The organism is Glutamicibacter arilaitensis Re117, assembly GCF_000197735.1.
Classification (GTDB): domain Bacteria; phylum Actinomycetota; class Actinomycetes; order Actinomycetales; family Micrococcaceae; genus Glutamicibacter; species Glutamicibacter arilaitensis.
Map to the genome: position 1 here is coordinate 1,506,137 of NC_014550.1, position 13,576 is coordinate 1,519,712.

General features: G+C 58.4%; 14 protein-coding genes. 8 read left to right on the plus strand and 6 right to left on the minus strand.

What is annotated here, in order from left to right; translation table 11 throughout:
* Nucleotide 1 precedes the first annotated feature (1 nt).
* The 6 genes from nadA (at nt 2) to AARI_RS07375 (ending at nt 6,653) form a co-directional block, all read left to right on the plus strand.
* Nucleotides 2-1,291, plus strand: coding sequence for a quinolinate synthase NadA (gene nadA / locus AARI_RS07350; protein WP_013348693.1), 1,290 nt, complete (start codon nt 2-4; stop codon nt 1,289-1,291).
* Nucleotides 1,288-2,931, plus strand: coding sequence for an L-aspartate oxidase (locus tag AARI_RS07355; protein WP_013348694.1), 1,644 nt, complete (start codon nt 1,288-1,290; stop codon nt 2,929-2,931). The genes nadA and AARI_RS07355 overlap by 4 nt, the downstream gene beginning before the upstream one ends.
* A complete protein-coding gene (nadC, locus tag AARI_RS07360) occupies nt 2,928-3,794 on the plus strand; it encodes a carboxylating nicotinate-nucleotide diphosphorylase (RefSeq protein ID WP_013348695.1) in 867 nt (288 codons plus the stop codon). The genes AARI_RS07355 and nadC overlap by 4 nt, the downstream gene beginning before the upstream one ends.
* Nucleotides 3,791-4,933 (plus strand): cysteine desulfurase family protein, encoded by a 1,143-nt coding sequence (locus AARI_RS07365; protein WP_013348696.1) that lies wholly within the window; start codon nt 3,791-3,793, stop codon nt 4,931-4,933. The genes nadC and AARI_RS07365 overlap by 4 nt, the downstream gene beginning before the upstream one ends.
* Nucleotides 4,934-5,178: 245 nt before the next feature.
* Nucleotides 5,179-5,991 carry an SH3 domain-containing protein gene (locus AARI_RS07370; protein WP_013348697.1) on the plus strand — a complete coding sequence of 271 codons (813 nt, stop codon included), beginning with the start codon at nt 5,179-5,181 and terminating at the stop codon, nt 5,989-5,991.
* Between the two features lie 71 nt (nt 5,992-6,062).
* Nucleotides 6,063-6,653, plus strand: coding sequence for an SH3 domain-containing protein (locus AARI_RS07375; RefSeq protein WP_041648649.1), 591 nt, complete (start codon nt 6,063-6,065; stop codon nt 6,651-6,653).
* Nucleotides 6,654-6,736: 83 nt separating this feature from the next.
* Here the strand turns inward: AARI_RS07375 and AARI_RS18940 are convergent, their stop codons facing one another.
* On the minus strand, nt 6,737-8,164 hold the full coding sequence (locus AARI_RS18940) for a D-alanyl-D-alanine carboxypeptidase family protein (RefSeq protein ID WP_013348699.1): 1,428 nt from the start codon (nt 8,162-8,164) through the stop codon (nt 6,737-6,739).
* A gap of 438 nt (nt 8,165-8,602) precedes the next feature.
* Here AARI_RS18940 and AARI_RS07385 point away from each other — a divergent pair, with 438 nt between their 5' ends.
* The gene (locus tag AARI_RS07385; RefSeq protein ID WP_013348700.1) at nt 8,603-9,118 is read left to right on the plus strand and encodes a GNAT family N-acetyltransferase; all 516 of its coding nucleotides are present in this window, start codon (nt 8,603-8,605) and stop codon (nt 9,116-9,118) included.
* 64 nt (nt 9,119-9,182) lie between these two features.
* A complete protein-coding gene (locus AARI_RS07390) occupies nt 9,183-9,659 on the plus strand; it encodes an SRPBCC family protein (RefSeq protein WP_013348701.1) in 477 nt (158 codons plus the stop codon).
* Nucleotides 9,660-9,671: 12 nt separating this feature from the next.
* Here the strand turns inward: AARI_RS07390 and AARI_RS07395 are convergent, their stop codons facing one another.
* The 5 genes from AARI_RS07395 to AARI_RS07415 all read right to left on the minus strand — a co-directional run bounded on the left by AARI_RS07395 (nt 9,672) and on the right by AARI_RS07415 (nt 13,551).
* On the minus strand, nt 9,672-10,265 hold the full coding sequence (locus tag AARI_RS07395; protein WP_013348702.1) for a dihydrofolate reductase family protein: 594 nt from the start codon (nt 10,263-10,265) through the stop codon (nt 9,672-9,674).
* Between the two features lie 111 nt (nt 10,266-10,376).
* Nucleotides 10,377-11,066, minus strand: a complete 690-nt coding sequence (locus AARI_RS19630) for a hypothetical protein (protein WP_013348703.1) — start codon at nt 11,064-11,066, stop codon at nt 10,377-10,379.
* A 124-nt stretch (nt 11,067-11,190) separates the two neighbouring features.
* Nucleotides 11,191-11,649 (minus strand): MarR family winged helix-turn-helix transcriptional regulator, encoded by a 459-nt coding sequence (locus tag AARI_RS07405; RefSeq protein ID WP_013348704.1) that lies wholly within the window; start codon nt 11,647-11,649, stop codon nt 11,191-11,193.
* Nucleotides 11,633-12,766: an LLM class flavin-dependent oxidoreductase gene (locus AARI_RS07410; protein ID WP_013348705.1), complete on the minus strand. Its 1,134-nt coding sequence runs from the start codon at nt 12,764-12,766 to the stop codon at nt 11,633-11,635. The genes AARI_RS07405 and AARI_RS07410 overlap by 17 nt, the downstream gene beginning before the upstream one ends.
* A gap of 116 nt (nt 12,767-12,882) precedes the next feature.
* Nucleotides 12,883-13,551 (minus strand): response regulator, encoded by a 669-nt coding sequence (locus AARI_RS07415; protein ID WP_013348706.1) that lies wholly within the window; start codon nt 13,549-13,551, stop codon nt 12,883-12,885.
* Nucleotides 13,552-13,576: the final 25 nt, after the last annotated feature.

Below are 13,576 nucleotides of genomic sequence, written 5' to 3' on the forward strand. Positions count from 1 at the left end.
CATGAACTCGCATCACATCCAAACCGCTGAAGCCACCGGCTCGGTCGCCCAGAACATTGCCCAGCTGAACCTGCTGGCACCGGAGTCCACCTGTTCCACAGACCTCGCGGCCAGCCCGTGGGACACACCAGCCGGATACGGTCCGGGCGCATCCCAAGAAGACCAGATTCCTTCCGGCTACCCGGTGCAAAGTTCGATTCCCGAGGAATACCTGAAGGCCAGCGACGAGGAATTGGACGCGCGGATCGTGGCCGCCAAGGCAACACTGGGGGATAAGGCCGTGATCCTCGGCCACTTCTACCAGCGCGATGAAGTGGTCAAGTACGCCGACTTCGTGGGAGATTCCTTCCAGCTGGCCAATGCGGCATTGACCCGAGACAAGGCAGAAGCCATTGTCTTCTGCGGAGTGCACTTCATGGCCGAAACCGCCGATATCCTCAGCCGTGAGGACCAAGCGGTCATCCTGCCCAACCTGGCAGCCGGCTGTTCCATGGCGGATATGGCCGATGGCCCCAGCGTCCAGCAGTGCTGGGAAGAACTCACCGCGCTGTACAAGGATGAAGAAGACGATGGTCGGATGCCGGTCATTCCGGTGACTTACATGAACTGCTCGGCTGAACTCAAGGCTTTCGTTGGACGCAACGGGGGACTGGTGTGCACTTCCTCGAATGCCGCCACCGTACTGGAGTGGGCCTTTGAACGTGGACGCCGAGTCTTGTTCTTCCCCGACCAGCACCTGGGACGCAACACCGCCAAGGCCATGGGCATTGCGCTGGAGCAGATGCCCATGTGGACCCCGCGCAAGGCTCTGGGCGGCAATGATGAAGCCATCATGCACGATGCCAAAGTCATTTTGTGGCACGGCTTCTGCTCGGTGCACAAGCGCTTCAACCCTGCCCAGATCGCCAAGGCCCGTCAGGAATTCCCGGGCGTACGCGTCATTGTGCACCCAGAGTGCCCCATGGAAGTAGTGGATGCAGCAGATGAAGCCGGATCCACCGACTACATCCAGAAGGCCATCGCAGGCGCGACCGAGCCGACAACCTTTGCCATCGGCACCGAAATCAACATGGTCAACCGCTTGGCCGCGCAGTACCCGCAGCACACCATCTTCTGCCTGGACCCGGTGATCTGCCCGTGCTCCACCATGTACCGCATCCACCCCGGCTACCTCGCCTGGGTGCTGGAAGAACTCGTGGCCGGGCGAGTGGTCAATCAGATCACCGTTCCGAAAGATCAGCAGGGTGATGCAAAGATCGCTCTGGAGCGCATGCTGGCCGCCAAGCCATGAACCGGGAAGAGAACTCATCACCGCAACTGGTGATCGTAGGTTCCGGGGTGGCCGGTTTATGCGCGGCGCTGCAAGGCGTTGAACTGGGTCTGAACCCCATCGTGCTGAGCAAGGACAAGCTGGGAGACTCGAACTCCAAGCTCGCCCAGGGCGGACTCTCTGCTGTCACCGCAGCTTCGATTTCCCACGGAGACTCCGTTGCCAAGCACGTGGCCGATACGCTCAGCGCTGGCGCAGGGCACTGCGGGGTGGGCCCGGTGCAATACATGTGTTCGGCAAGCGACGAGCTGGTCCAGGCCTTGGAATCATATGCGGTGAACTTTGACCGTGATGAAGCCGGCACCTATGAGCTGGGTCTTGAAGCGGCGCACAGTGCACACCGTATTTTGCATATCGAGGGAGATGCCACCGGCGCCATGATGGTGCACGCCTTGGTTCGCGCCGTACGTGCGTTGGAAGCAGAGCATAAGCTGCGCATCGTTGAAGATGCTGTTGTCACCGACCTGGAACTGCAAGATGGAAAAGTCACCGGGGTGAAGTACCTGCACCACGATGGCGAGCAAAGCCTGCCTGCCCCCGCAGTGCTTCTGGCCACCGGGGGTCTGGGCCAGCTCTATGCTGCTAGCACCAACCCGCAGGGAGCAACTGCCGACGGCATTGGCCTTGCAGTCAGAGCCGGTGCAGTGATTGCTGATGCCGAATTCATCCAGTTCCATCCGACCTTGGTTGACCCGGCCCAATATCCAACAGCAGGCATGGTCTCCGAAGCCGTCCGCGGAGAAGGGGCCATCTTGGTCAATGAAACCGGGCAGCGCTTCATGAAAGAGATCCACCCGGACGCCGAACTGGCACCACGCGACGTCGTAGCTCGCGGCATCCATGGACAAATCCAAGCAGGGCACCGGGTCTACCTCGATGCCCGGGTGGTAGAAGAATCCCGGGGAGCGGGATTCCTAGCCAAACGATTCCCCTCCATCACCGCCAGGCTAGCCGCCTGCGCCAAGGACGGAACCGGGCTGGATATGGCACACGACCTGATCCCAGTAGTTGCCGCCCAGCACTACTTCATGGGTGGAATCTATACCGACACCGCAGGGCGAACCTCAGTGCCCGGGCTCTACGCGGCCGGCGAATGCGCCAACACGACAGTTCACGGGGCCAATCGCCTGGCCAGCAACTCCTTGCTGGAAGCGATGGTGTTTGCCCGAGGTGCCGTAACCGCCATGCGCGGCGATTCGCCAGCTGCCAGCTGCGAGGTCGATCCACTGAGCATCCAGCAGATCGATACGCCCAACCCAGCAGCACCATTAGGCCTTGAACAGCTGCAAACGGCCGCCAGCGCCAAACTCGGGGTCCATCGAACCGCAAACGATCTCGAAGAAATGGCGCAGCTGCTGGCAAAGGGCGCACCGGTAGCCGCAACCGCGCGCGAACAAGCTGAACTGCGCAATCTATGGATCACCGCGCGGATCATCACCGCAGGCGCCATTGCACGTACCGAAAGCCTGGGCGCACACCACCGTGTGGACGCACCGGAGAACCTGTCCGGCAACGCTGGCGCAGGGATTCGCTATGGCTGGACCCTGCACCCCAGCGAGCTGAACAATGAGAACCTTTTGAGCAAGGAAATGAACGCGTGAACACTTTGATCCACCCGGTACCCGTAGCGGCTATGGACCGCATCATCGAGCTGGCGCTCGCCGAGGATAACCCGCGTGGCGATATCACCGCACTGACTATCGTTGCGCAAGATGCCCGAGCTACCGCAGTGGTTAAGGCGCGCCAGCCCGGCGTGCTGTCCGGCGGAGATGTATTCACCCGGACCATGCACCTGGTTGATGCCCAGCTGGAAGTTGAGCAACTGATTCCCGAGGGGGAAAAGTTCGAGGCAGGGGACGATTTGCTCAAGGTAACCGGTCCGGCAGCCAGCCTGCTGACCGCAGAACGCGTGGGACTGAACCTGCTGCAGCGCATGAGCGCTATCGCCACCGCAACGGCGCAGCTTGTGGACCTCGTGGCACATACCAAAGCCCGAATTGTCGATACCCGCAAAACTACTCCGGGCCTGCGCGTCCTTGAACGCTATGCGGTGCGATGCGGTGGCGGGGTGAACCACCGAGACAACCTCTCTGATGCTTTCATGGCTAAAGACAACCACCTGGCCTTGTTGGACAACGGAGAACAACTCACCGCGGCGCTGAAATCAGTTCGCGCACGGCTAGGACACACCACCTCGATGGAAGTTGAAGTAGATTCCATCGAACAGATTCCGCCGGTGCTCGCCGCCGGAGTAGACATCATCATGCTGGATAACTTTGATCCTGCAGATATCCCGGCAGCCATTGAACTGATCGATGGGCAGGCAGTGGTGGAAGCCAGCGGAAACATCAACGCGTCAACCGTCGTGGCTGTTGCTGAAGCCGGCGTTGATGTCATCTCCTCGGGCGCTATTACCCACTCGGTGAAAGCAATTGACCTTGGACTGGATATGGTTATTGCATGATTTACATGGATGCCGCAGCTACTGCGCCACCTCGGCAAAACGTTCTGGACGTGATCAATCCGTTATTGACCAGGGACTTCGGTAACCCGGCATCTTTGCACGAATCCGGGCAGCAGGCCAAACGAGCCAACGACTGGGCCCGCACGCAGGTAGCCGGCCAATTAGGCGTGGCAGCTCAGGAAGTCTATTTTACTTCCGGCGGCACCGAAGGAGCCAATGCAGCGGTCATCGGGGCGGCCTTGGCCAACCCCCGGGGACGAGTGGTGGTGTGCAGCTCGGTGGAGCATCCAGCAGTAATGGAAGCCTGCAAGTATCTTGTTGAATTCCATGGATTTGAACACCGGATCATCCCGGTCACTGGCACGGGCCTTGTTGATCTGAAAGCAGCGGGCGAACTCATTGACACCGATGTTGCAGTGGTATCGGTGATGGCCGTGAACAATGAAGTGGGGACCATCCAGCCGGTGGCTGCAGTTGCCGAACTGGTCCATGAGGCCGGAGCCCTGATGCACACCGACGCAGTGCAAGGTGCCGGGTGGATTGATCTGAAGCCATTGTGTGCCGCCGTGGATGCGCTGAGCATCTCGGGACACAAAATCGGAGGTCTCAAGGGCAGCGGGGCAATGTACCTATCTGCCAAGCATCGCTTTGTGCCACTGCTGCAAGGTGGCGGGCAGCAAGGGGGAATGCGGTCTGGAACCGAAAATCCGGCGGCCGCTGTAGGCATCGCCGTGGCTCTGCAAGCAGCGACCTCACAGCGTGAAGGTGGCCTTGGCGCAAATTTCGGCCCATACCTGATCGAACGGATCCTCAAAGAACTCAACGCCAAGCACCCAGGAAGCGTGCAGCTCACGGGGGACCCAGTCCATCGAGTGGGCGGCATCGTTTCCTTTGTCTTCCCGCAGACCGCCGGTGAAACGGTGCTCATCGAGCTGGCACGCAAGGGAATCCTCTGCTCATCGGGTTCGGCGTGCGCGGCTGGCTCAACCGAACCGTCAGCGGTGCTGACCGCCATGGGGTATGACGAACAGCTGGCGCACACGGCCCTGCGACTGTCGTTCACCCGCACAACGAAAGAAAACGAGATCAGCCAGGTCGCTTCGGCGGTTGTCTCCTGCGTTTCGGGGTTGTTGGGCTGAACGCACTGAAGGCGTAATCCTACTCACTTATGGACCGGCTCAAGAGACTGACTTTGGCATCGAGGATGCTTGACGGCCTCGAATGTGGCAAAGTTGCCTTGAAAATATTCTCTTGGAGTTTCAAGTAACCGGGATTTCCTGGAGAAAATGCACTGCCATTTCCATCCTGCACCAACCACTCAGTCCACTGCTGTGCTGAGTGGCGCGCAGGAAATCTGGCTTCCGAGGATGAAGTTGAAGGGCGTATGAAGATTCCTGGACGCGCCGCTGCACTGGCACTGGCCATGACCATGACCGTCGGAACCGGCGGGCAAGCGTATGCCGCACCCGTTGCGGCTTCCCAAGTGCCCAGCGCGCTGCCGGCAACCGGGCCTGCAATCAAGTCCGTGAAGTCTTCGGTGGCCAAGCGGACCACCGCAAACCTGCGCTTGCGAGCCAAGTCCACGTTGCAATCAAGCACCCTGCGAGTCATTCCCAATGGCGCCAAAGTAGCCGTGCTCGATACCAAAGGATCCTGGGATAAAGTCCGCTACTCCGGGATGACCGGCTGGTCCCACAACTCCTACCTCCATGCTCTGGCCAGTGCATCGAAAACTCCGAGCCAAACGGCTCGCTACACCACAGCCAATTTGAACCTGCGCGCTGGAGCTGGCACCAATCACCGTTCCCTAGGAGTAATTCCCCAGGGTGGGAAGGTCACGTTGCACCGGGTATCGGGCAACTGGGCCCAGGTGACTTCTTCCAAGGGCAGTGGATGGGTCAGCCGCCTGTACCTGAGCAGCAATGCGCAGCCAAGCATTCCGAAGAAACAAGAAAAGCCTTCGGCCCCGAAGCAGAGCCAGAAGTACGCATACGCTTCAGCTTTCCTTAACCTGCGTGCCGGAGCTGGTACCAGCCACCGTTCGATCGGCGTGATCTCGAAGGGCGAGAAAGTCGCCGTCCTGGCAACCTCCAGAGGCTGGTCCAAGGTCCGCTCCAGCAAGGGCACAGGTGGTCCAGCAGCGCTTATCTGGTTTCCAAGGCCCCCGATTCGAACAAGCATGAGACGACCCCGGTAGAGCGCGACAAGCCGCAGTCGGAACATCGGATTAGCCCCACAGGCGGCAGCGCCCGCTACGCCAAGACAAATTTGAACTTGCGTTCCGGGGCTGGCGTCAACCACCGTTCCCTGGGCGTCATCTCTAAGGGCGAGAAGCTCACCGTACACCTGAGCACCTCAGGGTGGTCCAAAGTCACTTCTTCCAAAGGCACCGGTTACGTCAGTTCCACGTACCTTTCTGTTGGCAAGCCAACCGCCGAGATCAAGAGCGTGCGCCCTGACACCCAGCGGGTCATGGACACCGTCCGGCGGCTGTTCAGCGGAGACTACACGTCTTTCGGAACCATTCGTCCAGGCTCGGTAGGGCACAGCTCGGGATGGGCCGTGGATGTGATGATTTCCCGCTACAACAGCGCTGGCGGCGTCCAAGCTGGCGACCGCATCGCCCGATTCCTGATCGATAACCGCAGTCAGCTCGGCGTCAGCTACCTGATCTGGCAGGACCAGATCTGGCTTGGTGCGCAAAAGGGCTGGGAACCGTACTCGACTTCGGGCAAGTACGGCACGCACCTGTCCAAGAACTGGAACGACACCAGCCGGCACATGGACCACATCCACGTGGAAACCCACGGTTCCTCGGCCCGAGGCGGAGCGCTGGATTACAGCGCCTTGAACGACTAGGCCGAAGCAACTGTTCGCTGGGAATTAAAGCAAAATGCCTGGCCTTGGAATGGAATTCCAAGGCCAGGCATTCATGCAGGAGATCAACGCAGGTATTTGCCTGACACCCAGCCGTTCTTGCCTGCGTACTTCACTGGGTACCAGCCGGACTTCTTCGCCCCGCGGATGCTCACCTTCTTGCCCTTGGGAATAGTGAGGATCACTCGCTTGCTCGTTCCGGCGCCACTGCGCATGTTCAAGTTCGCGATGGTCTTCTTGGAAGCAGAGCTCGAGGACTTGGGGTCGGAGGACTTCGGAGAATAAGTCGAAGAGGAGAAGCTTCGCAGGTAGGTACCTGAGACCCAGCCGTTCTTGCCTGCGTACTTCACTGGGTACCAGCCGGACTTCTTTGCCCCGCGAATGGCGACCTTCTTGCCTTGCGGGATAGTCAGGACAACGCGATGGCTGGTGCCCACCCCGGTGCGCATGTTCAAGTTTGCGCTGGTCTTTGCAGACTTGGCATTGCTGGTGTTTTGCTTCGGGGTGCTCTTCTTCGATTCCTTCTTTGGCTTCGAAGGCATTGAAATGCTGCTCAGGTACTTGCCTGAAACCCAACCGGTGCGGGAGCTGTAACGCACCTGGTACCAGCCGGACTTCTTCGAACCGGTCAGCTGCACGCTCTTGCCCCGTGGGATGGTCAGCAGCACGCGATTGCCGGTGCCTGCCCCGGTGCGCATATTCAGATTCGCGGTGGTCTGTGCAGTGCCCTTGGAATTCTTCGGAGCGCTGTCAGACTTCTTGCCGGAAACCCCGTAGTAGGCCTCGAGGCTCTTGGCCCCTGAATTCTTGACGCTCTTGGCCAGCGAGGTGCCCAAGTAGCGGAAGTGCCATGGTTCGTAGGAGTAGCCGGTAACGGATTCCTGGCCCTTCTGGTAGCGCATGATGAAGCCGTACTTGTGCGCATTCTTGCCAACCCACTTGCCCACTGGAGTGTTGGCGAAGCAGGCTTGCAATCCGCAAGCGCCGTTGGCATTTCCAACGTCAATGGCCAGACCGGTCTGGTGCTCGCTGGTGCCTGGTACAGCAGAGATGCGCGAAGCGTAGCTCTTGCCGTAAATGCGGGTGTAGTAGTTGAACAGTTCGGCCTGGCGGTTATACGAACGGTAGCCGCTCACTGCACGGATCTTCACGCCATCCTTGGCAGCGGCCTTGGCCATCTTGTTGTAGGCTTTCGCCGCCGAAGAGCGAAGCCGTACGTTGGAGCCCTGGATCGCTACCGTCTTGGGAGCATACTTCTTGGGACTCAGCGGGTACTTCTTGTTGACGAAGACATCATCCTTCGCCGGGTTGCGCTGGATCTTCTTGGCAGCGATCTGAACTGATGCGTCGACGCTCAACGCTGGGGCCTGAACCTGGATGCTCACGGGCGCAGGTGCCGCAGCAGCCGCTGGCGTAGCCGGTAGCAGAGTGGCGAACAGTGCAGCTGACAGCGTGGCAGTAAGGGAAAGTTTGAAAGCACTAGGCTTCGTCATGGAATTCTCCGTGATAGGTGTCAAGCGATGCGACCCCTATTCCATCATTGATAGCTACTTGCTTCAAGACGTTAGTGCATTCGGTAGAGAATGGGTAGGTAGATGGGCAGGTGATTATTCGCCGCATACCGGCCAACGTATTTCGCGGTGAAACCCTGTGATCACTCCGGATTCCCGAAATTGATGGCACTCCGAATTTCCGGTGCCACTTGTACCCATGTAGCCTTGCGCCGCAGGTTCAAGCTGAATCTCATGCAATGCCCGTGCCTTGGATGCGCGGATAGCACTGGAACTAAAAGTGAGTCAATGATTGAACTGAAGTACGTCACTAAGTCAGCGTAATCTTTGCTTCTAGTGGGGGTGGAAGCGGGTCAAATTGGTTGATGAACGCGAGGAATCAATTTTCCTAGACTCGCGAGATTTGGTAGGTTTGCGTGCATGCGTATCCGTCCAGAAGTCTTCGATGACCGAGCCGCGGTGTATGCATTGACGCATGCAGCGTTTGCTGGGATTGATCCGATGGTCGAGCCAGAAGAAGTCGGGCTGCTGCAGAACCTGTTCAACTGCGAGCAATATGATTCACGCTTTTCCATCGTGGCATTAGATGACACGGCCGTGATTGGACACGTCATTGCAACCTGGGGTGAAGTTGAAGGCGAAGCCCTCTTGGGCCTGGGGCCACTGGCCGTGGCACCGGAATACCAGCATCGTGGCGTCGGCTCGATTCTGATGCAAGAAATTCACGACAAGGCCGAGGAAGAACGCGTTAGCGGCATTGTCTTACTTGGGGCACCGGCTTACTATCGCCGTTTTGGATACGGCCCAGCACAAGCGCAGGGAATCATTCCTACCCAGAGCATGTGGGGCGAACACTTCATGGTTCGCGTTTTCGACGAGGCCCGTCTGCCACGGGGAACATTCCACTATGCCAAGCCTTTTCGCTCCGACCGCTAAAATTTCACTTTGAAAATTTGCAGAAGCATTGCCTGTGCGGGGCATCAGGCGTAAACCATAAAGTATGGAACCGCTCGAAGAACTCAATGAACTGTCATTTAGCGTGAAAGGCTTTATTTCAAAGTCTGTCAGGCAGGTCTACGACGCTGTTGCCGATCCCGAACAGCTCTCGCATTACTTCACCACCGGTGGAGCCCAAGGATATCTGGCAACTGGTGCTACGGTGACGTGGGATTTCCATGATTATCCCGGCGCTTTTCCGGTGCATGTTCTTGAAGCCGAAGTGGGGAAGAGGATCATATTGCGGTGGGGCGGTCAGGAAACGCTCGCGTCCGATGGGATGAACACCGTCACCTTCGAATTCACCTCCGAGTCCGAGAGTTCACGTACCAAGGTCGTGATTACCGAATCGGGTTGGAAACCTACTGCCGCCGGTATCCAAGCGGCCTTTGGGAACTGCGAAGGATGGACCGGAATGCTTGCCGCCATGAAAGCCTGGCTGGAGCATGGGATCAACCTGCGCGAGGATTTCTACAAATAACGCAATCGGCACTTAGCGCCGGCGCTGATAGTAGACATGCGTTGCCAGAGTGGTCTCGCGATGATTCGTGCGGTCCATATGCATTTCGATGTCTTCAACGGTAATTGCCTCACCTTGCCCCAAACGGATTGGTGCAATATGAAGGCGGAGTTCGTCAATCAGCCCAGCGCGCAGGAACTGCACGATCGTTTGTGCTCCGCCGGCGATGGCCACAGGACGCTCGCCAGCGGCATCCTGCGCCTGGCAGAGCGCTTCTTCGATTCCCTGGGTGATGAATTGGAAGGAAGTTCCGCCTTCCAAGCATAGGGTCGGCTTGTGATGATGGGTCAAAACGAAAACCGGCGAATGATACGGCGGGTTATCACCCCACCAGCCAATCCAGTCGGCCTGTTCGTCGCCCGACGGTGGGCCGAACATGTTTTGTCCCATGACGAACGCCGAAGCCTCGGTGATGGCCGCGATCTCGGTCGCGTTCTCTTCGGTTTGCTCGAACTGCCAGCGGTGCAAGTCTTCGCCACCGTCACCGAGCGGGTGCTGCATGCTTTGTCTTGCGCCGGCACAGAATCCGTCGAGGGAAACGGTGACATCGCAATGAACTGGTCCCATGGCAAGAGCCTCGATTCAACCTGTGTGCTGGTGGCCGGATGGCTACTTCAACAGTGAACCCGCTGGCAGGCAGATGCAAGAGTACTGAGGGAAGGTAATAATTCTGTTGGGCTAGGCTTGGGCATCCTTGGGAATACCGGCCGTGTTCCATAGAGAGGCGTGGTGCTTCTGGATCAAGGCGGCTTCCAGCAGCAGCGCGGCCTTGCGGTGGATGCAGATCACCCAGCGCCCCTCAAGATTCAACCGGTCGATGGCCTGGCGTGCCACCTGCTGAATGGTGCGCGGTTCACCGCGCTCGGCTTCGTCGAGAAGTCCGCGCAGCCATTGGGGATCAGCCAAGCCTAGGTCAAAGGCGTACTTGCCCATTCCAGAGGTAGCGCCCTTGCCGCTGGAGTAGATCTTCAGCCGGCCCTTGATTCCTTTGCCGCTGCGCTCACCGGCCTGGCCTACGTAGATTGGTTCTTGTCCGCGTTCGCACTCACCGGCGAAACGGAACATATACACGCCGGGAGCAACCGGAGCAGAATCAACTGTCTGTTCAAAAGAATTCCACTCTGACCATTCCAAAGATTCAATGGTTTGCTCATCAATGGCTTTGAGCTCGATGTTCAGCCCTGGCGCGCCGGCAAATTGAAGCTGTGTCAGCAATGATTCGGACACATGCCAGTTTCCTCCGGGCTGTGGTGGTTTTTGCACGGCACCCTTGGGGCGATGCTGGCGGAGGTAACTGCGCAAATCCTTGGTTTCTACGCCCAGGGTGCTGGCAGCTTCGTCCAAGCCCAGTAGCTTTTCGTCCTTCAAGAGTGTTCTGCCTTCTATGCGCCGAGATCGATCAGTTTCCGCTGATTCAATTTAATCCCATGAGATGCCCAAGAGCTCGGAAGGAGCAGCCCTATGGCATGTCCTTCCGAGCCGCGTGGAATGCTTACTGCACTGCTTGCCGCAGTTTATTACTCAAGCGTTCCAACTCATGGAATTCGTCTTCACTTAGTGCACAGCCTAGTAGCTTGTGCAGATGCTTCACATGCTCCCTGCCGATGTCCTGCTGGAGCTTGCGGCCCTTCGCAGTTAGCGAGAGCTGCATGGCGCGGTGATCATCAGGATCTGCCTCGCGTACCACCAGCTCCTGGTCTTCCAAGCGGTTGACCATGCGGCTCAGGCTCGGCTGCGAAATGAGCAGCTGCTTATTCAAATCCACCATCCGGCTCTTGCCGCCCGGGCAGGTCCGCAAATTGAAAAGCACGTCATACTCGCGCATGGACAGCTTGCCGAACTCGGGCATTGCGGTGATTTCACGCATGACCGCCACCTGCGCCCGGAAAAGTGCTTCCCAGGCGTCGGTGGTGACCTTCAATGAGGCTGCTGGATTACTGGTCCCGGTCACTGACTTCAGGCTCCTTGGTGTTTGCTTGCTCAGCTTCTAGTTTAGCGTTGCGAGCAGCAACCAATCCCTGGTGGGTAGGAGCTGGCGTCAGGTCCTTTGGTGCGCGGGATTCCATTTCCTTGCGCAGCTCAGGCAGGACGTACTCGCCAAACATATCCAGCTGGTTCAGCACAGTCTTCAGCGGCAGGCCTGCGTGGTCGATCAGGAACAGCTGGCGCTGGTAGCTGCCGAAGTACTCCTGGAAGGTCAGGGTCTTTTCCAGCACCTGCTGCGGGGATCCGACGGTCAGCGGGGTCTGGGCGGTGAAGTCTTCCAACGATGGGCCATGGCCGTAGACCGGGGCGTTATCGAAGTACGGGCGGAACTCCTTGACTGCCTGCTGGGAATCCTTGGCCATGTAGAACTGTCCGCCAAGTCCCACGACTGCCTGATCTGCCCGGCCATGTCCGTAGTGCTCGTAGCGCTCGCGGTACAGGTTGATCAGCTGCTGGTAGTGCTCCTTTGGCCAGAAGATGTTGTTGGCGAAGAAGCCGTCACCGTAGTATGCGGCGATTTCGGCAACCTGCGGGGTGCGGATCGAGCCGTGCCACACGAATGGTGCCACATCGTCCAGCGGGCGCGGGGTGGAAGTGAAGTTCTGCAGGGGAGTGCGGAACTTTCCTTCCCAGTTCACTACATCCTCATCCCACAGGCGGCGCAGCAGATGGTAGTTCTCCACAGTCAGGTTCACCGAGTCCTGCATGTTCTTGCCGAACCATGGGTAGACAGGGCCGGTGTTGCCGCGGCCGAGCACCAGATCCACGCGGCCGTCGGCCAGGTGCTGGAGCATGGCGAAGTCCTCGGCGATCTTCACCGGGTCATTGGTGGTGATCAGCGTGGTGGTGGTTGAAAGGATGATGCGCTTAGTCTGCGCAGCGATGTAGGCCAGCGTGGTGGTGGGGGATGAAGAGAAGAATGGACGGTTATGGTGCTCGCCGATGGCATAGACATCCATGCCGATTTCTTCGACCTTCTTGGCGATGGCTACCTGGGCGTCGATGCGCTCTTTTTCGGTAGGGATGCGGCCGGTGGTGGGGTCGCGGGTGATGTCGCTGACTGAGAATACTCCGAATTGCATGTCCACTCCTGTTGCTACGGTGCAAGTGCTTTGTCCTGCTACCAATTTATATGCGTATGCATGTAATAACAAGTTGATGCGTCAAATATTTCCTCTGGAACCAGGCACCCTGGAACCTAGGCGTCGACGATCCCTGCCCGGTAGGCAATCAGCGCTGCATCCACACGGTTCCTGGCATTAATCTTGAGCATGATGCTGGTCATGTGTCCCTTGACTGTGGCCTCGGTAAGAAAGAGCCGACCGGCAATCTCCGAGTTGGTCAAGCTTGCTCCCACCAAAGCCAGTACGTCATGTTCCCGCGCGGTCAGTTTCCTGACCAGCGTTTGCGCGTCGGATTGCCCAGAGGAATCGAGATTCCGCACCTTTTCGATGACTCGTTGGGCGATGCGCGGAGAAAGAGCTGCGGCGCCTTCGGCAACAGCTAAAACCGCGCTAATGAGCTCATCTGGCCCGGAGCTCTTGAGCATGAATCCAGCTGCGCCACCGGATAAGGCGCGGTCAATGTAGCTCTCGTCTCCGAAAGTCGTCAGGATCATGACCTTGGCATCCGGTTTCTGATCCAGGATGGATTCCATGGCACTTAGGCCATCCAGCTGCGGCATGCGGATATCCATCAGGATGACCGCTGGATCCAAGCGCTGGGATAGTTCGATTGCCCGGTGGCCGTTTTCAGCTTCGCCAACAATGCAGATGCGTTGATCGCTGCCCAAGATAGCGCCTAGGCCGGCACGAATCAGCGAGTCATCGTCAACGAGCAGAACTGTCACGGGGGAATCAATGTTCATGGCGAAACGTGATCCTAGTAGGTCG

Bases quoted from the DNA above. Each gene is read 5' to 3' on its own strand.
- AARI_RS18940 (WP_013348699.1), bottom strand. From the start codon at position 8,164: ATGACGAAGCCTAGTGCTTTCAAACTTTCCCTTACTGCCACGCTGTCA.
- AARI_RS07355 (WP_013348694.1), top strand. From the start codon at position 1,288: ATGAACCGGGAAGAGAACTCATCACCGCAACTGGTGATCGTAGGTTCC.
- AARI_RS07390 (WP_013348701.1), top strand. From the start codon at position 9,183: ATGGAACCGCTCGAAGAACTCAATGAACTGTCATTTAGCGTGAAAGGC.
- AARI_RS07365 (WP_013348696.1), top strand. From the start codon at position 3,791: ATGATTTACATGGATGCCGCAGCTACTGCGCCACCTCGGCAAAACGTT.
- AARI_RS07395 (WP_013348702.1), bottom strand. From the start codon at position 10,265: ATGGGACCAGTTCATTGCGATGTCACCGTTTCCCTCGACGGATTCTGT.
- AARI_RS07415 (WP_013348706.1), bottom strand. From the start codon at position 13,551: ATGAACATTGATTCCCCCGTGACAGTTCTGCTCGTTGACGATGACTCG.
- nadA (WP_013348693.1), top strand. From the start codon at position 2: ATGAACTCGCATCACATCCAAACCGCTGAAGCCACCGGCTCGGTCGCC.
- AARI_RS07385 (WP_013348700.1), top strand. From the start codon at position 8,603: ATGCGTATCCGTCCAGAAGTCTTCGATGACCGAGCCGCGGTGTATGCA.
- AARI_RS07410 (WP_013348705.1), bottom strand. From the start codon at position 12,766: ATGCAATTCGGAGTATTCTCAGTCAGCGACATCACCCGCGACCCCACC.
- AARI_RS07370 (WP_013348697.1), top strand. From the start codon at position 5,179: ATGAAGATTCCTGGACGCGCCGCTGCACTGGCACTGGCCATGACCATG.